Source organism: Streptomyces qinglanensis (genome assembly GCF_900111245.1).
Lineage (GTDB): Bacteria > Actinomycetota > Actinomycetes > Streptomycetales > Streptomycetaceae > Streptomyces > Streptomyces qinglanensis.
The window spans coordinates 121,799-148,251 of the sequence record NZ_FOGO01000007.1 but is presented as its reverse complement, the minus strand read 5'-3'; the positions used below and the strand labels follow the sequence as shown (position 1 = coordinate 148,251).

Annotated in this window: 18 protein-coding genes; 16 read left to right on the top strand and 2 right to left on the bottom strand. The window is 73.5% G+C overall.

From position 1 onward, the window contains the following. Positions 1-18: 18 nt before the first annotated feature. Entirely contained in the window at positions 19-2,517 is a 2,499-nt protein-coding gene (locus BMX65_RS16510) for an FtsX-like permease family protein (RefSeq protein ID WP_075001062.1), read from the bottom strand. 163 nt (positions 2,518-2,680) lie between these two features. Here BMX65_RS16510 and BMX65_RS16505 point away from each other — a divergent pair, with 163 nt between their 5' ends. Together BMX65_RS16505 and BMX65_RS16500 are read left to right on the top strand one after the other, a co-directional pair. Beyond that, positions 2,681-3,922, top strand: a complete 1,242-nt coding sequence (locus BMX65_RS16505) for a sensor histidine kinase (RefSeq protein ID WP_075001061.1) — start codon at positions 2,681-2,683, stop codon at positions 3,920-3,922. 44 nt (positions 3,923-3,966) lie between these two features. Next, positions 3,967-4,614 (top strand): response regulator, encoded by a 648-nt coding sequence (locus tag BMX65_RS16500; RefSeq protein WP_239502290.1) that lies wholly within the window; start codon positions 3,967-3,969, stop codon positions 4,612-4,614. Positions 4,615-4,963: 349 nt separating this feature from the next. On the opposite strand, the gene BMX65_RS16495 is transcribed toward BMX65_RS16500, so the two are convergent. Next, positions 4,964-5,665, bottom strand: coding sequence for a DUF4232 domain-containing protein (locus tag BMX65_RS16495; RefSeq protein ID WP_143081852.1), 702 nt, complete (start codon positions 5,663-5,665; stop codon positions 4,964-4,966). 954 nt (positions 5,666-6,619) lie between these two features. Here BMX65_RS16495 and BMX65_RS16490 point away from each other — a divergent pair. The 14 genes from BMX65_RS16490 to BMX65_RS16425 all read left to right on the top strand — a co-directional run bounded on the left by BMX65_RS16490 (position 6,620) and on the right by BMX65_RS16425 (position 26,452). Further along, positions 6,620-8,098 (top strand): sugar transferase, encoded by a 1,479-nt coding sequence (locus BMX65_RS16490; protein WP_075001058.1) that lies wholly within the window; start codon positions 6,620-6,622, stop codon positions 8,096-8,098. Between the two features lie 73 nt (positions 8,099-8,171). After that, positions 8,172-9,488 carry a nucleotide sugar dehydrogenase gene (locus BMX65_RS16485; RefSeq protein WP_075001057.1) on the top strand — a complete coding sequence of 439 codons (1,317 nt, stop codon included), beginning with the start codon at positions 8,172-8,174 and terminating at the stop codon, positions 9,486-9,488. Further along, complete coding sequence (locus BMX65_RS16480) at positions 9,478-10,743, top strand: glycosyltransferase family 4 protein (RefSeq protein WP_075001056.1); 1,266 nt, start codon at positions 9,478-9,480, stop codon at positions 10,741-10,743. The genes BMX65_RS16485 and BMX65_RS16480 overlap by 11 nt, the downstream gene beginning before the upstream one ends. Continuing rightward, positions 10,740-12,104 (top strand): Wzz/FepE/Etk N-terminal domain-containing protein, encoded by a 1,365-nt coding sequence (locus BMX65_RS16475; protein WP_075001055.1) that lies wholly within the window; start codon positions 10,740-10,742, stop codon positions 12,102-12,104. Before BMX65_RS16480 ends, BMX65_RS16475 begins: the two co-directional genes overlap by 4 nt. Next, the gene (locus tag BMX65_RS16470) at positions 12,101-13,624 is read left to right on the top strand and encodes a Wzz/FepE/Etk N-terminal domain-containing protein (RefSeq protein ID WP_075001054.1); all 1,524 of its coding nucleotides are present in this window, start codon (positions 12,101-12,103) and stop codon (positions 13,622-13,624) included. The genes BMX65_RS16475 and BMX65_RS16470 overlap by 4 nt, the downstream gene beginning before the upstream one ends. Positions 13,625-13,627: 3 nt before the next feature. Further along, entirely contained in the window at positions 13,628-15,562 is a 1,935-nt protein-coding gene (gene asnB, locus BMX65_RS16465; RefSeq protein WP_075001053.1) for an asparagine synthase (glutamine-hydrolyzing), read from the top strand. 17 nt (positions 15,563-15,579) lie between these two features. After that, positions 15,580-17,781, top strand: coding sequence for a bi-domain-containing oxidoreductase (locus tag BMX65_RS16460; RefSeq protein ID WP_075001052.1), 2,202 nt, complete (start codon positions 15,580-15,582; stop codon positions 17,779-17,781). Further along, positions 17,778-19,721 carry an alginate lyase family protein gene (locus BMX65_RS16455; RefSeq protein WP_075001051.1) on the top strand — a complete coding sequence of 648 codons (1,944 nt, stop codon included), beginning with the start codon at positions 17,778-17,780 and terminating at the stop codon, positions 19,719-19,721. The genes BMX65_RS16460 and BMX65_RS16455 overlap by 4 nt, the downstream gene beginning before the upstream one ends. 8 nt (positions 19,722-19,729) lie before the next feature. Beyond that, positions 19,730-21,250 (top strand): right-handed parallel beta-helix repeat-containing protein, encoded by a 1,521-nt coding sequence (locus BMX65_RS16450; RefSeq protein WP_075001050.1) that lies wholly within the window; start codon positions 19,730-19,732, stop codon positions 21,248-21,250. Between the two features lies 1 nt (position 21,251). Continuing rightward, positions 21,252-22,487 carry a hypothetical protein gene (locus BMX65_RS16445; protein WP_075001049.1) on the top strand — a complete coding sequence of 412 codons (1,236 nt, stop codon included), beginning with the start codon at positions 21,252-21,254 and terminating at the stop codon, positions 22,485-22,487. Between the two features lie 2 nt (positions 22,488-22,489). Then, positions 22,490-23,737, top strand: coding sequence for a glycosyltransferase (locus BMX65_RS16440; protein WP_075001048.1), 1,248 nt, complete (start codon positions 22,490-22,492; stop codon positions 23,735-23,737). Continuing rightward, entirely contained in the window at positions 23,734-24,978 is a 1,245-nt protein-coding gene (locus tag BMX65_RS16435; RefSeq protein WP_075001315.1) for a class I SAM-dependent methyltransferase, read from the top strand. Before BMX65_RS16440 ends, BMX65_RS16435 begins: the two co-directional genes overlap by 4 nt. After that, the gene (locus tag BMX65_RS16430) at positions 24,975-25,808 is read left to right on the top strand and encodes a glycosyltransferase family protein (RefSeq protein ID WP_075001047.1); all 834 of its coding nucleotides are present in this window, start codon (positions 24,975-24,977) and stop codon (positions 25,806-25,808) included. Before BMX65_RS16435 ends, BMX65_RS16430 begins: the two co-directional genes overlap by 4 nt. Next, positions 25,805-26,452: a PIG-L deacetylase family protein gene (locus BMX65_RS16425; RefSeq protein ID WP_075001046.1), complete on the top strand. Its 648-nt coding sequence runs from the start codon at positions 25,805-25,807 to the stop codon at positions 26,450-26,452. The genes BMX65_RS16430 and BMX65_RS16425 overlap by 4 nt, the downstream gene beginning before the upstream one ends. Position 26,453: the final 1 nt, after the last annotated feature.

Here is a 26,453-nt window from a genome sequence, read left to right as displayed (position 1 = left end):
GCACCGGAAGCTTGCTCTCTATGCCCCTTCGGCGCCGGCCGCGGACACCACCGGGAGGTTCGCGGCGCGGCGGGTGGAGGGCAGGGTGGCCAGTGCGGTCAGGGCGGCGGTCAGGGCCAGGGCGAGCAGGAGCTGGAGCCAGGGGATGCGGGGCTCGGCTGCCGGCTGGGTCGCCACCGCGGTCAGCGCTGTCGCGGTGCCGGCGGCCAGGCCGAGGAACGCGCCCAGAGCGCAGATCAGCAGGGCCTCCAGGCGGATCACCCAGGCGACGCCGCGGCGGTTCATGCCGAGCGCGCGCAGTACGCCGATCTCGCGGGTCCGCTCGCGCACGGACATCGCCATGGTGCCGACCACGCCGAGGGCGCCGATCAGGACGGCGACGCTGAGCAGGGCGGTGGCGAGGGTCAGCAGCGTCTCGTAGGGACGGGCCGCCTCGCGGGCCGTGTCGGCGCGGTTCTGCACCAGGAGTGCGGGGTTGTCCAGCGTGTCCCGGATCCGGTCGCGAAGCGCGTCCGTGCGGCCGGGTGCCGCGCGGACCAGGATCTCGTCCGGCCGCTCGCCGGGGCGTGCCGCGGAGAGCGGAACCAGCGCCGGGCCGAGCCGCTCGGGTCCGTCGTAGACGGCGACGACGCGGCGGTCACCGAGGGGCGAACCGACCCGCAGGCCGCGCGAGTCGGCCTCGGCGCGGCTGAGGGCGATCCCGTCGCGGCCGAGGCGGTCCAGGTGTCCGGCTGCGACCGTCAGCCCCGCCGCGCGGCCGACCGTCCGCGGATCGACGGCGAGCGCACCGAGTTCGCGTCCGGCGCCGAGTTCGACGCCGGTGGGCACCGTGGGAGTGACGGCCTCGGCACCGGGGACGCGTGCGACGCGGCGTGCCGTGCCGTCGCCGATCTCCGCGAAGTCGACCGGGACCACGTGCAGATCGGACGCCATGGCGCGGGCCGCATCCCGCTCCGCCATGCCGCTCAGCGAGGCGGCACCGATACCGGCCGCGGTGACGAGCGCCAGGCCGACCATGAGCGCCGAGGCCGTGGCAGCCGTACGCCGTGGATTGCGGCGGGCGTTCTCGACCGCCAGCGTGCCGCGTACGCCCGCGAGGCGGCGCAGCGGTCCGCGCAGCAGCGCGCCCAGGCCGACGGCGAGCCATGGGGTGAGGAGCATCAGCCCTGTCATCAGGACGGCCCCGGCGACGGTCACCATGTCGAGGTCGGGGGTGTCGCTGAGGTACCACAGGAGCAGCGCGCCGAAGCCGGTCACGCAGCAGCCGACGGTGTTGCGGCGGCGCAGCGCAGCAGGCGTGGGCGGTTCGCCCGTCCTGAGCGCGGCCATGGGTGCGACGGCGGCGGCCCTGCGCGCCGGGACGTACGCCGCGAGCGCGGTCACGCCGACGCCGACGGCGAGCGCCGCCAGTCCGGCCGGGAGGGAGACGAGGGGCAACGGAGCCGCCACGGCACCCCCGTCGACCGGAAAGCACGCTTTCAGCGCCATGGCGAGGGCCGCCCCGAGGGGGTAGCCGACGGCTGACGCGGCGGTGCCCACGAGCAGTGCCTCGCCCAGGACGAGCCGCAGGACGTTGCCGCGGGTGGCGCCCACGACCCGGAGCAGGGCGTGCTCGCGTGCCCGCGCGGCAGTGAGCATGGCGAAGGTGTTGGCGACGAGGAAGCCCGCGACGAGGAGCACGACGGCGGCGAAGCTCAGCAGCAGGCCGGTCGTCTTGTCGCCCTCGGCGCTCGCGCCCGCAGCGGACCGTGCCTGGGCCTCGGAGCGGGTGACGGCCTCGGCCTGCGGGGGCAGCAGCTTCCGGGCGCGGGCCGCGAGCCGCGCCTCGCCGGTGCCGTCCGCGGCGGTCAGGGAGATCGCGGTCAGCCCGAACCGACGGCGTGCGGTGGCCTCGTCGAACGCCGTCAGCGTGCCGCCGGAGGCGACGCGGGCGTCGCGCGCCGTGAAGACACCGACGAGCCGCACATCGCGCGCCTCACCCTGTACGACGACGCGTACCCGGTCGCCGACCCGGTAGCCCGCGCGGTCGGCAGCCCGCCGGTCCAGGGCGACCTCCCCGGCGGACCGTGGGCCCCGGCCCGCGGCGAGCGGGTAGCGCGGATCCGAACCACTGGAGTCCGGCACGTAGTTGACGCCCGCGCTGTCGGTACGGGAGCCGACCAGGGTGCCGTCCCGCCCGGCGAGGAACGTGCTGCCCTCTGCCACCGCGCGGACCCCGGCGGCCCCGGGCAGCGCCCGCAGCCGCTCCAGCAGCCCGGGACCGAGACCGCCCGCACCCGGTTCGGCGGGCCCCGCAGGCGGCTGCTCCTGGGTGATGGTGACCGAGGCGTCGGGGGGTGCGACGCGCCGGGCGTGCTCGACGGCGGTCCGGGCCGAGCCGCCGTACAGCAGTGCGCCCGTGACGCATGCGACACCGAGCACGACGGCGAGAGCGGGCAGCGCGAAGCGGGACGCGTGCGCGCACAGGGAGCGCAGCGGACGCGCCACGGCGCGGGGGAGGCGTGGAGCAGCAGGCATGAGGGCCTCGACGGGACGGGGCGGACAGCGGACGGCTCGATCCTGCGGCGCCTCGCCCCGGTCGCGGATCGACCGTCCAGCCGACCCGGCGGCCCGGCAGCGGCCCCCGCGTCGGCCGAAAGGCTGAGGCGGGCTTGGCGGTCCGGCCCTAACGTGAGGCGGCATGATCCCTGCTCCCGCGCTCCGCACCCCGCTCCGCCGGGTACTGGTCGCCGTGGCGGCAGCCGCGGTGCTCGCCCTGCTCCTCGCCGAGGGCGCGGCCACCGGATACGCGCCCACGGCCGCCGCGACCGTCGTCGCGGGTGCGCTGTGCGTGGGGGCGCTCGCCGTCCCGGTCGGCCGCTTCCCGGCGGCCGCCGCGGGTGCCGTGGCGGCGTCCGCGACACTGTCCCTGGTCACCATGCGGCTCTCCCACCGGCCCGAGGTCACCCCGGGGGCGGCCGAGACGGCGGCACTGCTGCTGCTCGTCACGCGGGCCGTCCGGCGCACCCGCCCGGCACTCGCGGCGTGCCTGGTGGCGGCGAGTTCACTCGCCGCCGCGCTGCTGCCGCTGCGGCTGCCGCGCGTCGAGTACGACAACGTGATCCAGCTCGGCGAGCCCGTGATCCTCTTCGCGCTCCTGCTTGCGTTCGTGCTCGGCCTCTACCTGCGGCTGCTCGACACCTTCCGCACCCGTGAGCGGGAAGCCGATCGGCAGACCCAGCGGCTGGAGTACGCGCGGGAGTTGCACGACTTCGTGGCGCACCACGTCACGGCGATCGTCGCGCAGACCAAAGCCGTGCGGTACGCCACCGCGCAGGGACACCCGCCCGCAGCCGACGACCTGGACCGCATGATGGCGGGCATCGAGCGTGCGGGGTCCCAGGCGATCGAGTCCATGCGCGGCATGGTCTCGGTGCTCCGGGCGCCCGGTGAGGGCCCGGCCGCCGTCCGCCCGTCCGGGGACCTGGCCGGGGCGCTGCGCACCCTCACCGAGGAGTTCACCGCCGCGGGCCCGGCCACCGCGGTGCTCCTCCTGGCGCCCGAGTTGCGCGGGGCCGGGCACGAGCTCCCGCCGGGCCCGGCCACCGCAGCGCACCGGGTGGTGCGCGAGTCGCTGACCAACGTCCGCAAGCACGGTGCGGGGGTACGGCGGGTGACCGTCGAGGTGCGGCCGTCGCCGGAGGGCACGTTCACCGTGTCCGTCACCGATGACGGCCGCGGCCCGTCGCATGCCGCGGCGCGGACCGCGCGGCCCGGCCCGGCGGACGGCACCGGAACCTCCGCCGGCTCGGGGTTCGGCCTGACGGGGCTGGCCGAGCGGGTCGGAGCGCTGGGCGGTACCTTCACGGCCGGCCCGGCCGGGGAGGGCGCGGCGGGCTGGCGGGTGACGGCCCGGCTGCCTCTGGGATCATGGGAACGGTGAACAGTGGGACGACGATCCGCGTGCTTCTCGCGGACGACCAGGAGATGGTCAGGGCAGCCTTCCGGATGATCCTCGACGCCCAGCCCGACATCGTGGTCGTCGCGGAGGCCCCGGACGGCGCGACAGCGGTCGCCGAGGCCCGCCGCCTGCGTCCCGACGTGTGCCTGCTCGACATCCGGATGCCGGAGCTGGACGGTCTGGAGGCCACCCGGCAGCTCGCCGGGCCCGAGGTCCGGGACCCGCTGAAGGTGCTGATCGCCACCACCTTCGACCTCGACGAGTACGTCTACCGGGCGCTGCGGAACGGCGCCTGCGGATTCCTGCTCAAGGACGGTTCTCCCGCGCTCCTCGCCGAGGCCGTGCGCGCGGCGGCGCGGGGCGACTCGATGATCTCCCCGTCCGTCACGGTGCGGCTCCTCCGCCACATGACGCCTCCCGCTCCCGCGGCCCCGCCGCCCCCCGCCGCTCCCTCGCCCCCGTCCACGGCCTGTCCCGTCGAACCGCTGACGGAGCGGGAGTTGGACGTCGTGCGGCTGGTGGCGCGAGGGCGCACGAACGAGGAGGTCGCGGCGGAGCTGTACGTCACCCTCTCGACGGTCAAGACGCATCTGGGCAACGTCCAGCGCAAGCTGGCGGCCCGCAACCGTGTGGAGATCGCCGCGTGGGCCTGGGAGTCGGGGCTCTGCGGCTGACCCGTCCTCGCGCACCTGCGCTCCCGCCGGGCTGCTGCGCGCTTCGGCCACCCGTCCGCGGCCGGGGCGGTCGCCGCACGGTCGAGCACCCCGGCGCGATCACGGCCTGCCGCCCCGGCTCGTCCGGAGGCCCGGGATGCCTCCGCGGGCCCCGGGGAAGCCGGTTCCCTCGGTCTCCCCGGACGGGATCCGGACAGCCCTCGGCCCGCACCCAGCGACGGTGCGGCGTCCGCGAGGTGGCATGGCGCCGCGCCCTGCCCGTGCGGTCAGCTCGGGCGGGGCGCGGCGCGTTCCCCCGGGGATGTGGTCTGCGCGCGGACCGTGCGGTGCGCGGGCGGCCCCGATGCGTCTACTGCAGAGCCAGTTCGGGTGTGGTGTTCCAGTAGGAGACGGTGGAGCTGTCACCGAGGGCGAGGCCCGCGCCGCCGGGAGCGCTGACCTCGGCGGTGGAGCCGGTGCCGTGCAGGGAACGGTCGGCCAGCTCGACGGTGATCTGCTTCTCGCGGTGCGTGCCGGGGCCGTCGCCCTTCTCCAGGCCGAGCGCGGCGTATCCGGACTCGCCCGGCTCCAGGGAGACCACGGCCTGGGGCTTTCCGCCGCCGACGGCGATCGGGGCCTGCGCACCCGGGTAGCCCACGAACGGGTAGCCGTACAGGTCGCAGCGGGTGCTGCCGTTGTTGGTCGCCTTGAGCAGCACCACCGCCGCGGTTCCTCCGGTCCGCTGGAGATTGACGGAGACCTTGCCCACCGTGCACGCGGAGCGCTTGGTGCGCGGCGTGGCGGCTCGGGAGTGCGTGCCCGCGCCGTCGCTGTTCCCGCTGCCTCCGCCACTCGTGGAGTCGGCGCCTGTGGGGCCGGAGTCCTGCGTGCCGGTCGGTTCCGGACGCTGCTCCGCGGAGTCGTCCGTCGCCGCGGCGGAGGACGAGGAGCCGGCGGCACCGCTCTCGGTGCCGTCTCCCTGGCAGGCGGTCAGTGAGAGCGCTGCGGCGGTGGCGACGGCGGCGAGGCCGCAGGCCCGGACGGTGCGATGCGTACGACGAGTGGTGTTCACAGGTTCCCCCTGGGTGTCGGACCGGATGTCGGTCGTGGTCCGCGCCGCCCGCTGGTGGGTGGCGGATGCCGTCATCCTGCGCTGCGGAGACCTTGTTCCGGATCGGCTGTTCGGCCGACCGGAGTGGTGGTCGGCGGACTGCCGTCAGCCGAAAGTCCGAGACGGACAGGATGGGGATTCCCGCCGCCCTCTCCGTCCACTTCCGTCACCGGAGGCCGGGGGAGCCGCCTGTTGCGGGGACGCGGGCACGTCGGAACGGCTGCCGGAAGAGGCCGTGTCGCGGCTGCCGGAAGAGGCCGCGTCCGCGGATCGGAGGACCTCCGCGCCGCTTTTGCCGGACCAGACCACTGGCACATCCCCGTCGGCTCACCGGGCTCCGGCCGGCCTCGAGCGGTGCAATACGCACAGCCGAGCCGAGCAGCGCCCCGGGGCAGGCGCCGCGAAGAATCCGCGTCGCTGCAGGTCAGAAGGGAGTTTCTCGCCGCCGAGCGACCTTCGCACCGTCATCGTCCGGTACTCAAACTTCAAAGCTTGCGCACAAATTGCACACACCCCCTCTTCAGGTGGCCCCTGATGGTCTACATTGACGGTGCTTCAGATGTTTGGACACAGGGCGACAAAGAGTGATCTAACGGTCCGATGTTTCGGGCAGCCATTAGTCGTATCCCCGTGCCGGACACAGGAGTGCTCGGCTCCGGGATCCCGAGCCGGGACCGCGGGTGCGGGGAGCGCCCGAGGGTTCCGCGGGGTCCTGTGCCACCAGGGAGCCGGGTGGGGAGAAGGGGGTACGCCACCGCTCGGCGTGGTGTTCACGTACGGCCGCGACGGCGGGAGTACGTGCGCCCGGGCGGGAGTGTCCCCAGGTGGGGAAGGAACAGCGCGGCACGGGGGCGGGTGCCTCCGTGGAACAGTGATGTGCGAACAGGTCGAACCACTGGCGAGCTGGGGGATTCTGTGCGGCAGGGGGAATTGGTCGACCCGTTACCGTCGGCGCTCGGGCGTCCGGCGGAAGGGGCAGTCAGCCGGCCCGCGAGCGACTGGGAGCAGCGGTACCGCCGTACGGTGATCACCAGCGACACCGTGGTGACCGCCTTGGTGGTGGCGGCGATCGGCATCTTCTTCGGGGCCCGGGACGCGGCCAACTGGCATGAGAAATGGGGCATCCTCGCGCTCGGCACCGAGCTGCTGGTGCTGGGAGCGCTCGCGGTGAGCCGGGCATGGGCACCGGCCGTGCTCGGCCAGGGCGCCGAGGAATTCCGCCGGCTCGGACGCTCGCTGTTCACGGCGGCCGTCGTACTGGCACTCGGCGGGATCGCCCTGACCTCGCGCAACATCAAGCTCTGGATCTTCGTCGCGATCCCCGCGATCGCGCTGCTCACCATGATCGCGCGATATCTCCTGCGCCTCTCGCTGCACAGGCAGCGGATGGCGGGACGATGCCTGCGGCCGGTGCTCGCCGCCGGGAGCCCGGCCACCGTGCGCGATCTGATATCCCGGGTCCGCAAGTTCCCGCACCTCGGCTGGCGGGTGGAGGCGGTGTGCACGCCGGACGGACTCGGACTGCACGGTGACCACCTGGACGGAGTGCCTGTCGTCGGCCGGCTGGCCGACCTCGCGGGCCATGTCCGGCGGGACGGCTACCGGGTGGTCGCGGTCACCCCGGACCCGCACTGGTCGCCCGAGCAGTTGCAGCGGCTGGCCTGGAACCTCGAGGGCAGCGATGCCGAGATGGTCGTGGCCCCCGTGCTGATGGAGGTGGCGGGCCCGCGGCTGCACGTCGACGCGGTGCTCGGGATCCCGCTGTTACGGGTCAGCATGCCGGCCTTCACCGGAGGCCGCCGGGCCGTCAAAGAAGTCGTCGACAAGATGGGAGCGACGCTCCTGCTGGTGCTGTGCGCGCCGCTGATGGTGCTCGTCGGGCTCCTGGTGCTGGCGGACAGCCGGGGCGGTGCGTTCTACCGGCAGCGCAGGGTCGGCAAGGACGGCCGGGAATTCACGATACTCAAGTTCCGCACCATGGTCGCCGGGGCCGACAGGGCACGGGCCGAACTGGCCGACCGCAACGAGGGCGCCGGGCTGCTGTTCAAACTCCGCCGGGATCCGCGGGTGACCCGGGTCGGAGCGGTGCTGCGCCGGTACTCGCTCGACGAACTCCCGCAGCTCTTCAACGTACTGGCCGGATCCATGTCGCTCGTCGGCCCGCGGCCCCCGCTGCCGGAGGAGTCCGCCGCCTACGACCCGGACATCCGGCGGCGGCTGCTGGTCAAACCCGGGCTCACCGGCCTGTGGCAGATCAGCGGGCGCAGCGATCTGCCGTGGGAGGAGGCGGTCCGCCTCGACCTGCGGTACGTGGAGGACTGGTCGCTGGCCCTGGACACGGTGATCTTGTGGAAGACCCTGCGCGTGGTGCTCCACGGGCAGGGGGCCTACTGATGCGCGGCGGCCGTCGTCCGGCCGACGTGCGGAACGCAGGCCGCAGGGGCCTGCTCTGGGGGAGGAACGCGTCATGAGGGTCAGTGTTCTGGGGCTCGGCTACGTGGGCTGCGTGTCGGCCGCGTGCCTGGCCGGCCGGGGGCATCAGGTCGTCGGAGTGGACGTGAACCAGGCGAAGGTCGACCTGGTCAACGCGGGCAAGGCCCCGGTGGTCGAGGAGCGGATCGGCGAACTCGTCGCCGAGGTCGTGGGGACCGGAGCCCTGCGGGCCACCGCTGACGTCCGCGAGGCGGTCCTGGACAGCGAGGTGACGCTCGTCTGCGTGGGCACGCCGTCGGAGCCCAACGGCAGCCTGTGCACCACGTATCTGGAACGGGTCACCGAGCAGATCGGTGCCGCGCTGGCGGAGCGCGGCGGGCGGCAGACCGTCGTGTACCGCAGCACCATGCTCCCCGGCACCTGCCTGAACCTGCTGGTCCCGATTCTGGAGAAGTACGTCGGCGGCACCGCCGGGGTGGACTTCGGGGTCGCGGTCAATCCGGAGTTCCTGCGCGAGGGCACGAGCGTGCGGGACTTCTTCGACCCGCCCAAGACCGTCATCGGCGAGCTCGACCCGGCGAGCGGCGACGCGGTGGCGGCGCTGTACGACGGCCTGCCCGGCGAGGTCTTCCGGGTGCCGGTCCCCACGGCCGAGGCGATCAAGTACGCCGACAACGCGTTCCACGGCCTCAAGATCGGCTTCGCGAACGAGCTGGGCGCGGTGTGCCAGGCGCTCGGAGTGGACTCGCACCAGGTGATGGATGTGTTCCTGGCCGACCGCAAGCTGAACATCAGCCCGGCCTACCTGCGGCCCGGCTTCGCCTTCGGCGGCTCCTGCCTGCCCAAGGACCTGCGCAGCCTGGTCCACGCGGCCCGGCGGGCCGACGTCTCGGTGCCCATCCTCGCCCATGTGCTGCCCTCCAACTCCGACCACCTGCAGCGCGCGGTGGACCTGGTGGAGCGCACCGGCAAGCGCCGCGCCGGACTGCTCGGGCTGTCCTTCAAACCCGGCACCGACGACCTGCGCGAGAGCCCGCTCGTCGAACTGGCGGAACGGCTCTACGGCAGGGGGTACGACCTGCGGATCTACGACGCCAATGTGAGCCTCTCCCGGCTGCTGGGCGCCAACCGCGAGTACATCGAGACCCGGTTGCCGCATCTCGCCCAGCTCCTCGCGGACTCCGTCGCCGAGGTGCTCGAGCACGCCGAGGTGTGCCTGGTCGGGACCAGCGACCCGGCCGTGCTCTCGGCACTGCCGCACGGTGACGGGCCGGTGCTCATCGACCTCGTCCGCCTCCCCGACGCCGAGGTGCGCCGGGCCGAACAGGGGTACATGGGCCTTGCCTGGTGACACGACCGACGGCGGCCGGCCGGCCCGGCGCGCGCTGATTCTCGTGGAGAACCTGTCGGTGCCCTTCGACCGGAGGGTGTGGCAGGAGTGCAGGACGCTGCACGACGCGGGCTGGGAGGTGCACGTCATCTGCCCCCGCGGAGGGAAGCGGGACACCGAGCCGGAGACGGAGATCGACGGGATACGGATACACCGCTATCCGCTGCGCGCGGCCACCGGAGGACCGGCAGGGTATCTGCGGGAGTACGGAGCGGCGCTGTGGCACACGGTCCGGCTGGCCCGCAGGGTCGGCCCGGTCGACGTGGTCCACGCCTGCAATCCGCCCGACCTGCTGTTCCTCCCGGCACTGTGGCTGAAGCGGCGCGGCGCGCGGTTCGTCTTCGACCAGCACGACCTGGTACCCGAGCTGTACCTCTCCCGGTTCGGCCGCGGCCAGGACCTGCTCCACCGTGCCGTGTGCGCGCTGGAGCGGATGACCTACCGTGCCGCTGACATCGTGCTCGCCACGAACGAGAGCTACCGGGATGTCGCGCTGCGCCGTGGCGGCCGGAGCGCGGCGGACGTCTTCGTGGTGCGCAGCGCGCCCGACACCGACCGGTTCCGCGCCGTGCCGCCGGAGCCGGAGCTGAAGCGGGGCAAGCCGCACCTGCTGTGCTACCTCGGTGTCATGGGCCCGCAGGACGGCGTCGACTACGCCCTGCGCGCCCTCGCGAAACTCCGCGACGACCAGGGGCGGACCGACTGGCATGCGGTGTTCGTCGGCGCCGGCGACACCTTCGACGCGATGGTGGAGCTCTCCCGGCAGCTCGGGCTCTCCGAACAGGTGCAGTTCACCGGGCGGATCCCGGACGCCGACCTGGTGCGCTACCTGTCCACCGCGGACGTGTGCCTCTCTCCCGACCCGCACAATCCGCTCAACGACGTGTCGACCATGAACAAGGTCCTGGAGTACATGGTGATGGGCCGGCCGATCGTCTCCTTCGACCTCCGGGAGGCCCGGGTCTCGGCCGGAGAGGCCGCCGTCTACGCGCCCGCCGACGACGAGGCCGCATTCGCCGGGGCCGTCGCGGAGCTGCTGGACGATCCGGAGAGACGGGCCCGGATGGGCAGAATCGGACAGGAACGGATCAGCGGGGAGCTCTCCTGGCGGAACTCCCAGCAGTCGCTGCTCGCCGCCTACGCCGCCGCCTGCCGCGACCACCCGCGGGTCGCGGCGGGCACCCCGGTACCGGCGGGCAAGAGGCGACGCCGTTGAGCGACGACACGATACGCCTGGTCACGATCGGGCGGCTGCTCCGTCGGCGCTGGCGCCTGCTCGCCGTTCTCGCCGTGGCCGGCGCTCTCGTCGGCTACGGCACCTCGGCGCTGTTCCCGCCGCGCTACACGGCGTCGGCGTCGGTACTGCTGCCGGGGCAGTGGGAGGAGCGCGAGCTGCTGACCCAGGTGGAGATCGCGACCAGTTCGGCCGTGGTCGACCGCGCGGCCGCCACGCTCGACTGGCCGGGCGTCAGCGGCACCGAGCTGCGGGATCGGGTACGTGCCGAGGCGGCGGACGGGAACATCATCACCATCTCGGGTACGGCCGGGACGCCGGAGCGCGCGCAGCAGCTCTCCGACCGGATGGCCCAGCAGTTCGTCACCTTCGCGGCCCGGATCGCGGGCGAGGGCACCGACGCCGACGCGGCGGCGGGGACCGAGGCACTGCGGCAGAAGGTGCGGGAGACCGATCGCAGGATCACCGAGCTGGCCGAGGCGGCCGATCCGGGGCGGACGGTGGAGAGCGTGCAGGCCCGCACCGAACTGGAGAAGCTGCGCACCGCGCTCCAGGAGGCCATGAAGAAGCTGGACGACGCCGCCCCGGCGAGCAGCAGGACCGGTCTGGTCGTCATGGGGCCGGCGGCCCGGCCCACCGGCGAGGCACCGCCGACGACGGTGCAACGGGTGGGCGCCGGGGCGCTGCTGTCCTTCCTGCTCGGGATCGTCGGGCAGCTCGCCGCCGCACGGATGAGCCGCCGGCTGGACACCGGACAGGAGATCGCCGCGGCGCTGGACTCGGCGCTGCTGGGCACCGTCGACATACCCGGCCGGCAGCTCGCGCACCGCCGTGCGGGCCGCGGCGGACGGACCCGCCGGGTGCTGGGCCTCGACACCCGATGGCACACACCCGCGCCGCGGATGTCCGGCGACGAGGCCGACAGGCGGCTCCGCTGCCGGCGGGTGTGCGCCCGCCTCCGCGAGGAGCTGCCGGCGGCCCCGCGGCAGGTGCTCGCCGTCGTTCCGGAGGGCGACCTGCTCGGCCGCCGGGCCGCCGAGCAGCTCGCCGCCGAGGCCGGGCACGATCCGCTGCTGGCGGCGGTGGACGTGTCCGTCTCCCGGCCGCTGGTGCCGGACCGCGACACCGAATCCGGTGCCCTGGTCGTGCTCAGCGCCGGCAACTGGACCGCGGAGGAGCTCGGAGGCGTCGCCCAGGCGTGTGCGGACGCGGGACACCAGGTCGTCGGTGTCGTCGTCGCCGAACCGGTCCGGGCCCGTTCCGAGCGGAGCGCCGAGCGCCCCGCGCAGCACCCGGAGCAGGCGGTCCCGGTCGGCGGCGCCGCGAGGGGAGGTCCAGCGTGACGACGAGCCGGACCGCGGACGCGCCGGGCGCTGCCCCGCTGCTGGATCTCCAGGCGCTGGTCGTGGCGGTGCGCCGGCGCCGCCGCCTCTGGTGCTCCATGGCGCTGCTGGGACTGCTGGCCGGTGCCGCCGTGGCGATCCTGCTGCCCCCGCCGCCGACGGCGGTGACCAAAGTGCTGGTCGCGCACCAGGAGGACCAGCCCAACGACACCGGAACCCTGATCCGTACCGATGTCGAACTGCTGGGGACCACGCGGATCGCGGGCCGGGCCCTGCGCTCCCTCCGGTCCTCCGAGGACCCCGAGGACTTCCTGCAGGACTACCGGGGGACCGGCTTGACCAACAACCTGCTGCAGATCGATGTGACAGGGGAGGACGAAGCCCAGGCAGTGGCCCGGGCCGAGGCGCTGGCCGACACGTTCGTCGCCGACCATGTGCGGCGGATGCGCGAGACCGCCAAAGCCGAGACCAAGGCCCTGCTCGACCAGCGCGACCGGATGCGGGACGAACTCGCCCAGGTCAACAAGTCGATCGGCGGGCGTTCACCGGAGAGCGACCCGAAGGCGTCGGCGCGGATCGAATCGCTCTTCGCCCGCCGGGCCGAACTCAACTCGCGGATCGCCGACTTCGACCAGCGGGCAGCGGAGGCGCGTACCGGGACACCCCGGATCGTCGCCGGGACGCAGATCGTGGACGCCCCGCGCGCCGTGCGCCGTTCGCTGCCCGCGGCCGCTGCCACCGACGCCGCGATCGGGCTCGTCCTGGGGCTCGCCCTCGGGCTCGCGGTGGCCGCGGTGGGCGCGGTGGTGGCGGACCGCCCCGTGCTGCGCCGGGAGATCGCGGCGAACCTGGGCGCCTCGGTCCTCGCGGAGCTGCCCCTGCGGACGGGCAGGCTGTGGCAGCTGAGACGGACGCGGGCGGCACGTGACCGGCTCACCGCGACCCTGGCCCGCTCCGTGCGCGGCTCCGCCGAACCGCTGTCGCTGCTGGAGCTGGGGTGCGCGCGCCGCGCGAGCGCGCTCGCCCTGGACCTCGCCGGGGTCCTCGCGGAGGACGGGCCGGTGGCGGTCCTCGACGGCCTGCCCGGCCCGCACCTCGCGAACCGCCGCGGGCAGCCGGACGACCCGGTCGTGGTGGTCGGTGGCGAGCGGGCCGCGGCCGCGCCGCACCCGGAGCGCCGGCTCGGCGTCGGCTCGGTCGCCCCCGGTACGGCCTGGACCGACCTGCGGCACCTGGGAACCCGGACCGTCCTGGTCGTGCGCGCCGGGCACGGCAGCGCCGCCTGGCTGCACACGGTGGCGCGGCAGCTCGCGGACCAGCACATCCCGGTGCTCGGCGTGGTGCTGATCGACCCCGACCCGCGGGACCGGACCGACGGCACGCTGTGGGACGGCCCGCACACCGCGGCGCGCGGCCGCAACGAGCGCCCGGCCCGGCAGAACGGGACGGTCGCGCCGCAGACGGAACGGCTGCCTGTACGGACCGCTCGGGTCCCGGACAGCGACCAGGAGACGAGGTAGGACATGTGCGGCATCGCAGGCACGTACCGGTGGCCGGACGGGAAGGCCGTCACCGACCGGCTCACCGACACCCTGGCCCATCGCGGCCCGGACGGTGCGGGACGCTACAGCCACGCCCTCGGCGACGGGGAAGTGCACCTGGGACACCGCAGGCTGGCCGTCATCGACCTGTCCGGGACCGGCGCCCAGCCGATGGCCGCGGACGGCCTCGTCCTGACGTACAACGGCGAGCTGTACAACGCGCCCGAACTGCGGGCCGAACTGGCGGCCCACGGGGTGCGCTTCCGCGGCACCTCCGACACCGAGGTGCTGCTGGAGGCATGGCGGCGCTGGGGCACGGACTGCCTGCCCCGGCTGCGCGGCATGTTCGCCTTCGGCGTCTTCGACGAGCGCACCGGAGAGCTGGTGCTCGCCCGCGACCAGCTCGGCATCAAGCCGCTGTTCCTGCTCCGGCGGGGTACGGGCCTGGTGTTCGCCTCCGAGCTCAAGGCCCTGGCCGCCGTCACCGGCGGGTCGATGCAGGTGGACCCCGCCGCGATGGTGGCCTCACTGCTGTACTACTGGGTGCCGGACTCACGGTGTGCCCTTCGCGGGGCGGAGAAGCTGCCGCCGGGGAGCTGGCTGAGGTGCCGGCCCGACGGGCGGGTGGAGCGCGGCCGGTACTGGGACCTGCGCCAGGTCGCAGCCGAGGGCCGGGAGCGCGCCCGGGCCGGGGAGCGGCCGGATCTCGCCGCCGTCGTCGAGGAGTCGACCCGGCGCCACCTGCTGTCCGACGTACCCGTGGCGACCTTCCTCTCCGGCGGGCTGGACTCCAGCTACCTCACCGCGCTGGCGGCCCGCGACCGGCCCGGGATCTCCGCCTACACGATCGGATTCCGCGCCGAGGACGCCAGATTCGAGGCGATGCCGGACGACCTGCGCCACGCCCGGCGGGTCGCCGAGCGGTTCGGCGTCGACCTGCGGGAGATCGAGATCGCTCCGGACGTGCTCGATCTGCTGCCGCGGATGACGTACCACCTGGACGAGCCGATCGGCGACCCCGCCGCGATCAACACCTTCCTGATCTGCTCGGCCGCCCGGGAGGCCGGGGTGAAGGTGCTGCTCTCGGGGATGGGCGCGGACGAGCTGTTCGCCGGATACCGCAAGCACCTGGCCAACCTGCTCGCGGTGCGCTACCGGCGCGTTCCGCGGCCGCTGCGGCGCGGTCTGTCCAGGGCCGTGGACCGGCTGCCGGTCGCCTCGGCCCGCCGCGGGTACCGGTCGGTGCGCTTCGCGAAGCGGTTCCTCTCCTTCGCCGACCTGCCGGAGGAGACCGCGTTCCGGCGCAGCTACACCATGTACGACAGGGACGAACTGCTCGCGCTGGTCGACCCGGACCTGGCCGGGACGGTCGAGGACGTGCTGACCGAGCATGCGGACGTCTACCGGGACAACGAACTCGACGACTTCGTCAACCGCATGTGCCTGGCCGACGCGCGGATGTTCCTGCCGGGCCTGAACCTCACCTATACCGACCGGTCGAGCATGGCCGCCTCGACCGAGGTGCGGGTGCCGTACGTGGACGTCGAGGTGGTCAGGGCGGCGTTCGCCGTGCCGGGCGAGCGCAAGATCGCCGGACGGCAGGGCAAGGCCGTCCTCAAGGAGGCGGCCGCCTCGATCCTGCCCGAGGAGATCGTCTACCGGCCCAAGGGCCTCTTCAGCGCTCCGCTGCGGGCCTGGATGAGCCGCGATCTGGCGCCGCTGGTGCGCGAGGTGCTGCACGACGGTGTGCTCGTCCAATCCGGGTTCCTGCGCCGCGACGCGCTGGCGCGGCTCGTCGCCGAGGACGCTGCCGGGCAGCAGGACCACGCCAAGCATCTGTGGCACGTGCTGACCCTCGAGTACTGGTACCGCGGCGCGACCTCCGGGGTCGGCCACAACCCTCAGCTGACGGCGTAGAGACAAGAGGACTTCGGGTGAAACAGGTTGTGCAGAACTACAAGAGCGGCGAGCTGACGGTGCTCGACGTGCCGGTACCGGGGTGCAAGCCGGGGGGCGTACTGGTCCGCAGCGCCTACTCGTTGATATCCACCGGGACCGAGCTGATGAAGGTCTCCGAGGCCGGGATGTCGATGCTGGGCAAGGCCCGCTCCCGCCCGGACCAGGTGGCCAAGGTCATGCAGAGCGTGGCCACCAACGGGGTGCCCGCCACCTACCGCAAGGTGATGGGCAAGCTGGACTCCTGGACGCCGCTGGGCTATTCGCTGTGCGGGGTGGTCGAACAGGTCGGCACAGGGATCGACGACGTGGCGGTGGGCGACCTCGTGGCCTGCGCCGGCAATGAGCACGCGCTGCACGCCGAGCTGAACTGGGTGCCGAAGAACCTCTGTGCCCGGGTGCCGGACGGTCTCGCGCCGCGGCACGCGGCCTTCGGGACCGTCGGTGCGATCGCGCTGCAGGGCGTCCGCCGCGGCGAGCCGCAGTTGGGCGACGTGGCGCTGGTCGTCGGCCTCGGGCTGATCGGGCAGTTGGTGGTGCAGTTGCTCGCCGCCTCGGGAGTCCGTGTCGTCGGGGTGGACCCCGACCCGGCCCGCTGCGAACTCGGTGCCCGGCTGGGCGCGGTGACCTGCGGCGATCCCGCGTCCGCCGCGGTGGAGGCGGCCGTCGCCGAACTCAGCGGCGGGCACGGCGTGGACCAGGTGTATCTGGCCGCCGGCGGCGGCAGCAACGAGCCCGTCGAGCTGGCCGCCCGGCTGAGCCGGGACCGCGGCCGGGTCGTCGACATCGGCAAGTGCCGCCTGGACCTGCCGTGGAACGCGTACTACGAGAAGGAACTCGACGTCCGGTTCTCCCGCAGCTACGGTCCCGGGCGCTACGACCCGGAGTACGAGCTCGCCGGACGGGACTATCCGATCGGCTACGTGCGCTGGACCGAGCGCCGCAACCTGGCGTGCTTCCTCGACCTCCTGGCCCGCGGCTCCGTCGACGCGGAGCCCCTCGTCTCCCACGTCGCCGACTTCGACGACGCCGTCGAGACCTACCGGAGCCTGGAGGAGGGCGACCTGAAGGCCGTGGCCGTGCTGTTCCGGTACCCGGGCCCCGCCGGACCTGCGGCGGACGCGGCGGCACCGGCGGCACCGGAGGTGGCCGTGCCCGCGGTGCAGCGGCGCAGCGGCGCAGCGTCCACCCCTGCCCGGAGCACTGCCGCCCCGGTGCGGGTGGCGTTCGTCGGCGCGGGGAACTACGCGTCGTCGATGCTGCTGCCGCACCTGGCCCGGCGGGACGGGGTCGCGCTGTCGACGGTCGTGACCACGACGGCGCTCTCCGCCGCCAACGCGCAGCGGAAGTTCGGCTTCGCCGAGGCGACCACCGATCTCGACGCCGTGCTCGGCGACCCGGCCGTCGATGCGGTGTTCGTGGTCACCCGGCACAGCTCGCACGCCGAACTGACCCGCAGGGCGCTGCTGGCCGGGAAGGCGGTCTTCGTGGAGAAGCCGCTGGCGCTCACCGAGGACGAACTGGCCGGTGTGCTCGCTGCGGTGGAGGAGTCCGGGAACGACCGGCTGCAGGTGGGCTTCAACCGCCGGTTCGCACCGCTGCTGCGTCAGGCCAGGAAGCGGTTCGGCACCCGGACCGGTCCGGCGAGCGTCCGCTACCTGGTCAACGCCGGCCGGCTGGAACACGGCAGCTGGTACCTCAGGCAGGGTACGGAGGGCTCGCGGTTCGCCGGGGAGGGCGGGCACTTCATCGACACGGTGAGCTGGCTGCTCGGGGGCGATCCGGTCTCGGTGTACGCGGTCGCCACGCCCGACAACGAGGACCTCCAGGTGGTGCTGCGCTACCCGGACGGGTCGACCGCCACCCTCGGCTACGTCACCAGCGGCTCGCCCGGCTTCCCCAAGGAGACGCTCGACCTCGTCGCGGACGGCAAGGTGCTGCACCTCGACGACTTCGTGCGGGCCTCGGTGCACGGCCGCAAGCGCTGGGCCTCCCCGCGGCTGTCCAGGACCCGGGACAAGGGCCAGCGCGCCGAACTGGCGGCGTTCCTCAGGGCGGTGCGCACCGGGGGGCCGATGCCGGTGGCGCTGGAGTCGCTGGCCGCCACCACGGCGGCCACCCTCGCCGTGCGCACCTCGCTGGCCGGCGGCGCACCGGTGACCCTGGCGAGGCAGCGATGACGATGAGCGCGGGCTGGTATCTGCGGCGGCTCTCCCGCATGGGACCGGGGGAGGCCGTCGGCCGGGCGGGCGACGCCCTGCGCAGGCGGCGCTGGCGGTCCGCGCCGCCGGACTGCCCGCAGGTGACCGGCGCCCGGTTCACCGCCGTGCTGCCCGCCGGGACGCTCGCCGCGGTGCCGCCGGACGCCGCGAAGCGGCTCGTCGCCGAGGCGGACCGGCTGCTGGAGGGACACGCCGCGTACTTCGGGGTGGAGCGCACGGACCTGGCCGACCCGGACTGGCAGTACGACCCGAAGACCGGGCGCCGTGCTCCGCGCGGCTACGCCTTCGAGGTGCCCTACCGGGACGAGGACGCCGTCGGCGACATCAAGCAGATCTGGGAACTCTCCCGCCACCAGTACCTCACCGTGCTCGCCGCCGCCTACGCGCTCACCGGCGACGAGCGGTACGCCGAGCGGACGGCCGGGCATCTGCGGTCGTGGTGGCGGGCCAACCCGCCGCTGTGCGGTGTGCACTGGGTGAGCGGCATCGAGCTGGGCATCCGGCTGCTCTCCTGGGTCTGGATCCGCCGGCTGCTGGAGGGCTGGCCGGGCGCGGCGGAACTGTTCGAGGACAACCCGGTGGCGCTGGCCCAGATATGGCACCACCAGCGCTGGCTGGCCGCCTTTCCCAGCCGGGGTTCGTCGGCGAACAACCACGTCATCGCCGAAGCCGCCGGGCAGTCCGCCGCGGCCTGCGCGTTCGGCTGGTTCCCCTCCTCCGCCCGGTGGCGGGCCGAGGCGCTGCGGACGCTGGAGCGGCAGTTGCGCAGCAACACCTTCGCCTCCGGCCTGAACCGCGAGTCGGCCACCGAGTACCACGCACTCGTGCTGGAACTCGGCCTGGCCGCGGTGGCCGAGGCGGATGCCGCCGGGGTGCCGGTCCCCGCCTCGATCCGGCGGGTGCTGCTGCGGATGACGGACGCACTCGCGGCCGTGCTGGACAGCCGTCTGCGGCCACCGCGCCAGGGGGACGCGGACGACGGGCACGGGCTGGTCCTGGACGGCGCGGGCACCGACCGCTGGGCCTCGCTGCTGGCCACCGGGGACGCCGTGTTCGGCGGGCTCGCCTGGTGGCCTGCGGTGACCGGGACCGATGTGCGCACGCCGCTGCTGGCCGCGCTCCTCCGGCCGACCGCACCGGCGGTGCCCCGGCCGGCCGTCCGACCTGCCCATTTCGCCGATGCGGGCATGACCATCCTGCGCGGCCCGGGGGAGATCTGGTGCCGCTGCGACGGCGGTCCGCACGGGTTCCTGTCCATCGCCGCGCACGCCCACGCGGACGCGCTGTCCGTGGAGGTCCGGCACGACGGGGTGGATGTGCTCGCCGACCCGGGGACGTACTGCTACCACGGGCAGCCCCGGTGGCGGCAGTACTTCCGCTCGACCCTGGGCCACAACACCCTGCAGTTGGACGGCGCCGACCAGTCCGCCTCCGGTGGCCCGTTCCTGTGGACCCGGCACGCCCGCAGCCGCGTCCTGGTCGCGGACGCGTCCGGGGAGGGCGCGGCCCGCTGGTGTGCCGAGCACGACGGCTACCGGCACTCCGTGCACCGCCGCCGGGTGGAGCTGAGCGCCGCGGACCGCGAGTTGCGGGTGGTCGACGAGGTGCGCGGACCGCGCCGGGCCGCGCGCCTGGCGTTCCACCTCGGTCCGGCGGTCACCGCGGAACTGGTCGGGAACCGGGCCGTGCTCAGCTGGGCCCGGGAGGGCGAGGAGCGCTCCGCGGAGCTCGAACTGCCCGGGCGGCTGACCTGGCGGGCCCATCGCGGTGAGTGCGACCCGCCGCTGGGCTGGTACTCCGCCGGGTTCGGGCGCAAGGAACCCGCCACGACGCTGGTCGGCAGCGGGTTCACCGACAGCGCCGGGGGATTCGTCACCGTACTCAGGTTCCGGGGCTAGGGGGGCGCGTGGGGATCGAACGGCGGCACCGGGGGTTACCGGTGGCGGTACCGGTACTGGCCCTGGTGGCGGCGACCGGCTGTGTGAGCACGCCCGGCGCCCCGGCGGAGCCGAGCGCCGCACCGTCCCCGTCCGCGGCCCGGGTGTGTGCGGAGCCCGCGGCCGGTCCGGCGAAGCCGCCCGCGGGTGCGGTGCCGGTCGACCCCGCGGTGGTCGGCGACCTGGCCGCGAAGACCCGGAGCAGTCCCCCGAACACCGTCTTCTGGCTCCGACCGGGCAAGCACCGGCTCGAGCGGGGCCGCCACGCCCAGGTCGTCCCCAAGAAGGGGAACAGCTACCTCGGTGCGCCGGGCGCGGTGCTCGACGGCCGGAAGACCAACCAGTACGCGTTCGGCGGCAGCGCCCGCGACGTCACCATCCGGCACCTGACCGTGCAGGGCTTCGTCGCGCCGCACGACGAGGGCGTGGTCAACCACGACTCGGCCGACGGGTGGGTGATCGAGCACGCCAGGATCCAGTACAACTCCGGCGCCGGACTGATGGCCGGCGCCCGCCAGCGGGTCCGGGCCAGTTGCCTGCGCGGGAACGGGCAGTACGGGATGAACGCCTACAAGGCGTCCGGCGGTATCAGCGGCCTGGTGGTCGAGGACAACGAGATCGCGGACAACAACCGGGACGACTGGGAGCGGCGGCGGCCCGGCTGCGGCTGCACCGGCGGTGTCAAGTTCTGGGCCGTCGACGGCGCCGACATCCGCGGCAACTGGGTGCACGACAACCGCGGAGCCGGACTGTGGGCGGACACCAACAACAACGACTTCCGCATCGAGGACAACGTTCTGGAGGCCAACGACGGTGCGGCGCTGATCTACGAGACCAGCTACAACGCGGTCGTCCGCAAGAACACGATCCGGCGGAACAACTGGGTCGAGGGCCGCAGATACGCCGACCGCGGCGACAGCTTCCCGTTCGCGACCGTCTACCTGTCCGAAGCCGGCGGCGAACCGCGGATTCCGGCCCGCACGGACAAGATAGAGATCTCCCGGAACGTGCTGGAGAACAACTGGTCCGGGATCACCCTGTGGGAGAACTCCGACCGGTTCTGCAACAGTCCGGCCAACACCTCCACCGGTTCCTGCACCCTGCTGGTGAAGGACACCGACCGCTGCACGCGCCCGGAGATCGCCGAGCCACCGCTCTACAGCGACTGCCGGTGGAAGACCCAGCGCGTGGACATCCACGACAACCGCTTCGTGCTGGACACCTCCGTCGTGGAGTGCACGGTCAAGTGCGACCGCATGGCGCTGCTGGCCAACTACGGCACCTACCCGGACTGGTCGCCGTACCAGGGCGACCGGGTGGCCGAGGCGATCACCCGCAAACAGCACAACCGCTGGCACGACAACGTCTACCTGGGACCGTGGAGCTTCGTTGCCCACGACCCGAGCCGGGTCCTCGACCCCGGTCAGTGGCAGGCAGCGCCCTACCAGCAGGACGTGGGCAGCACCTTCCGGCCCCTGGGCGGTGGGTGAGATGGAGCAGCGCACACCGAGGACCGTCGGGGTCGTCTGGGGACTGCTGGTCCTCAACACGCTCGGCTCGGCCGGGGCGAGGACCATCGTCCCGCTGCCCCGCTCCCTCATCCAACTGGTCACCATGGGCGCGCTGGCGGCCGCGTTCGCCCTGGCACTCGTGCTCAATCCCCGGCTGCGCATCCGGCCCGGCGCCTTCCTGCTCCTGCTCACCCTGCTGCTGGTACCGAGCGTGATCTCCAGCGCCGATCCGGCATCCGGATTCGGCGCGCTGTTCCGCTGCGCCCGGCTGGCGCTGTTCGTCGGCACCCTGTGGCTGCTCAGCCGCTGGTGGGACGGCAGTTCGACGTTCGTCAGACACCACATCCGGATGTATCTGGCGGTGCTCGGGTCGGTGGCCGCGGGCGCGCTCCTCTCGCCGGGTGCCGCCCTGCCCGACCTCTACGGCGGCCGGCTGGTCGGCGCGCTGTGGCCGCTGACGCCGCCGCAGATCGGACAGTACGCCGCGGTGATCATCGGGCTCACCGTGCTGCTCCTGCTGGGCCGCCGGACCGACAAGGGCAGCGCGGCGGCGGTCATCGTCCCGTCAGCCGTCCTCCTCGCGCTGACCCACACCCGGACGGCCACCCTCGGCCTGTTCGTCGGGCTGGCGCTGGCGATCGGCTCGCTCGTTCTGACCAGCGCCGCAGCGCGCCGGTTCTTCGTGTGGACCGTGCTGTGCGCAGCGGTGGCCGCGGTGGGGTTCGGCCCCGCGCTGCGGGCCTGGTTCCTGCGCGGGCAGAGCCAGGAGAACTTCACCAGCCTCACCGGCCGGGCCAAGGTCTGGGACGCCCTGCTGGCGGCGCCCCGCACGGCCGTCGAGCAGTTGTTCGGCGCAGGGTTGGGCGACAAGTCGTTCGGCGGGCTCCCGATCGACAACAGTTGGCTGGCCGTCTACCAGGAACAGGGCCTGACCGGGATCGCCCTCGTGGCGACGCTCTTCATCGTGCTGGGCGGCGGCGCGCTGCTGCGGCCCCCGTCGCTGTCGAGGGCCTGTGCGCTCTTCCTGATCAGCTACTGCGCCATCGCCTCCTACACCGAGGCCGGGCTGGGCGACGCCTCGCCCTATCTGCTGCATCTGGCCGTCGCCGCCTCGCTGCTGGCCGCACCCGCCGAGGCCGCACCCCTCCCACCGCCCGACGCCTCCGGGCGGCGCGGCGGGCCGTACGCCCTGAACCCGAACCGGGAGGTGACGTGAGCATGCACGTCCTCGTGGTGCACAACCGCTACGCCTCGGCCCAGCCGAGCGGGGAGAACAAGGTCGTCGACCAGGAGGTCGGGCTGCTGCGCGCGGCCGGACACCGCGTCGAGGTCTTCGAGCGGCGCAGCGACGACATCGCCGCCCGCTCCCTGCCGGGCAAGGCCGCGGTGCCGCTGCTGGTGCCGTGGAACCCGCGGGTCCGCGCCGAACTGACCGCCCGGCTCCGCGCCGAGCGGCCGGACGTGGTGCACGTCCACAACGTCTTCCCGCTGCTGTCGCCCGCGGTGCTGGCCGCCTGCGCCGACGCGGGCGTGCCCGCCGTCGCCACCCTGCACAACTACACCCAGGTCTGCCCGCCCGGCACGCTGCAGCGGAACGGACGGCCGTGCTCGGAGTGCGTGGGCTCGGCACCGCTGCCCGCCGTCCGGCACGGCTGCTACCGCGGCTCCCGGCTGGCGACGGTGCCCCTCGCGGTCAGTCTGTCGGCCAACCGGCGGCGCTGGTGGTCCGGCGTCGAGCGGTTCCTGTGCATCTCCGCGGCGCAGCGCGACGTCCTGGTGCGGGCCGGCATGCCGCCCGGGCGACTGGCCGTGAAGCACAACTTCGTGCCCGACCCGGGAGGCTGCCGAGCGGGCCCGGGCGAGCATCTGCTCTATCTCGGGCGGCTCGCGGAGGCCAAGGGCATACGGCTGCTCATGACCGCATGGGACCGGATCGCCGCGGCGGGCGGTGTGGGCGTGCCTCTGGTGATCGCCGGAACGGGCCCGCTGGAGGGTGAGGTGCGCGCCTGGGCGGCGGGCCGGGACGACGTGCGGTACGTGGGCCTGTACGACCCGGAGCAGTGCCGGCAGGCGATCGCGCGGTCGGTCGCGGTGGTGGCGCCCTCGACGTGGCTGGAGGCATTCGGCCTGGTGGTCGTGGAGGCCATGGCGGCGGGGGTCCCGGCGGTCGCCGCCGGGCACGGCGCCTTCGTCGAACTCGTCGAGGACGGGGTGAGCGGGCTGCTGCACCGGCCGGGAGACGCGGCCTCGCTCGCCTCCTGCATCCGCCGGATCGCGGCCGGACCGGCCCGCAACCGGGAGCTGGGCCGAGCGGCCCGGCACCGATACGAGCAGGACTTCAGCCCGGCCGTCGGGCTGGAGCGCCTGGTGGAGGAGTACCGCACCGCGATCGCGGGTCGGTCAGCACCGGATCGCGCCGGGGACGGCCCCGCGCGCAGGGGGGATGGGGACAGCAGATGCAGATGACACGATGCCGGCTGTGCGGCTCGGAGGCGCTGGCGAGCGTCGTCGACCTCGGTGCGACGCCACCGTGCGAGAGCTTCCTGGCCGCGGACCAACTCGACCAGCCGGAACCCACGTACCCGCTGCACCTGCGGGTGTGCACCGAGTGCCGGCTCGCGCAGATCCCGCCACTGATCACGCCGGAGGACACCTTCACGCAGTACGCGTACTTCTCGTCCTTCTCGACGTCCTGGGTGGAGCACGCGCGCACGTTCGTCGCCGACACCGTGCGCAAGCTCGCGCTCGACTCCGCGGAGAAGGACGCCTTCGTGGTCGAGGTCGCGAGCAACGACGGGTACCTGCTGCGGCACCTGGTGGACCGGGGGATCCGCTGCCTGGGCATCGAGCCGTCGGTGAACGTCGGCGTCGCGGCGCGGGACGCGGGCGTCCCGACACTCACCGAGTTCCTGGACCCGGCCACCGGTTCGGCCGTCCGGGCCGAGCACGGACCGGCGGACCTGGTCGTGGCGAACAACGTGTACGCGCACATCCCCGACGTGGTCGGCTTCACCCGGGGGCTGCGCGCCCTGGTCGCGGACGACGGCTGGGTCTCGATCGAGGTGCAGCACCTGCTGACCCTGATCGAGCAGAACCAGTACGACACGATCTACCACGAGCACTTCCAGTACTACACGGTCGCTTCCGCGACCCGGGCGCTGGCCGCCGGCGGACTGGCGCTCGTGGACGTCGAACTGCTGCCCACACACGGCGGCTCCATCCGGCTGTGGGCCCGGCCGACCGGCGCCGCCGGGGAGCCGACCCCGCGGGTGGCCGAGGTGCTGGACCGGGAGAAGGCCGCCGGGCTGCAGGAACTGACCGGCTACACCGAGTTCTCCGCGCGGGTGGCGAAGGTGCGCCGGGATCTGCTGCGGTTCCTGATCGAGGCGGCCGAGCGCGGTGAGACGGTCGTCGGCTACGGCGCCCCCGGCAAGGGCAACACCCTGCTCAACCACTGCGGAATCCGGCCCGACCTGCTCCCGTACACGGTCGACCGCAACCCCTACAAGCACGGCAGATTCACCCCGGGCACCCGGATCCCGATCCTGCCGCCCGAGCAGATCAGCACCGACCGGCCGGACTACGTGCTGGTCCTCCCCTGGAACCTGCGCACCGAACTGGTCGAGCAGCTCTCCTACGTGCACGCCTGGGGCGGCCGGCTGGTCTTTCCCATCCCGGAACTGAGCATCGTCGAGGTCGCATCATGAAGGTCGTACTGTTCTGCGGCGGTTACGGGCTGCGGATGCGCAGCGGAGCGTCCGACGACATCCCCAAACCGATGGCGATGGTCGGCCCGCGGCCGCTGATCTGGCACGTCATGCGCTACTACGCGCACTACGGGCACACGGAGTTCATCCTGTGCCTCGGCTACGGGGCGCACCACATCAAGAACTTCTTCCTCACCTACGAGGAGACCACCTCCAACGACTTCGTGCTCCGCAACGGGCGGACCGAACTGCTGTCCACCGACATCGCCGACTGGACGATCACGTTCGCGCAGACCGGCATCGAATCGCCGATCGGGGAGCGGCTGCGCCGGGTACGCGAGCACTTGGACGGCGACGAGATGTTCCTGGCCAACTATGCCGACGTGCTCACCGATGCTCCGCTGCCGCAGATGATCGAGCGGTTCGCGCGGCGCGACGCCGGTGCGTCGATGATGGTGGTGCCGCCGCAGTCCTCGTTCCACTGCGTGGACCTGGGCGAGGACGGGCTGGTCGGGGGCATCACCGCGGTGAGCGAACTGCCGCTGTGGGAGAACGGCGGCTACTTCGTGCTCCGCCAGGAGGTCTTCGACCACATACCGGAGAACGGCGACCTGGTCGCCGACGGATGCGCCGGACTGGCCAAGCAGGGCCGGCTGGTGGCCCACCAGCACCGCGGCTTCTGGAAGCCGACCGACACCGTCAAGGAGCGGGCCGCGCTCGATGCCGCCTACGCCCGGGGCGACCGCCCGTGGGCCGTGTGGGAACGGGACGGTGCGGGAGCGGGCGCGTGCACGTCCGGCAGCAGGGACGGCGCCGGAGTCGGCGCGTGATCCGGCTCGGCGCCGGGCGACTGGAGCGGATCGCCGCGGTGGGCGCGCACTGCGACGACATCGCCATCGGAGCCGGCGGCACCCTGCTGGCGATGTGCCGGGCGCGGCCGGGCATCCGGGTCGACGCGCTGGTGCTCTCCGGCGGTGGCAGCGAGCGGGAGCAGGAGGAACGGGCCGCGCTCGCCGCCTTCTGCCCGGGCGCCGATCTGCGGCTGACCGTGCTCAAGCTGCCGGACGGCCGGCTCCCGTCGCGGTGGGACGAGGCCAAGGCCGCGGTCGAGGAACTGCGCGCGGAGACCGACCCGGACCTCGTGCTGGCACCGCGCACCGACGACGCACACCAGGACCACCGCTGCCTGGCGAAGCTGATGACCACCGCGTTCCGCGACCACCTCGTGCTCGGCTACGAGATCGTCAAGTGGGACGGCGACCTCGGCCGTCCGGCGGCCTACCAACCGCTGTCGCCGGAGCACGCCGAACAGAAGGTGCGGCTGCTGCAGGAGCACTACCCCTCGCAGCGGCACCGTCCCTGGTACGACCGCGAAGCCTTCCTCGGGCTCGCGCGGATCCGCGGTGTCGAATGCCACGCGCGCTACGCGGAGGCGTTCGCCGTCACCAAACTCACTCTCGACCTGGGGGACTGAA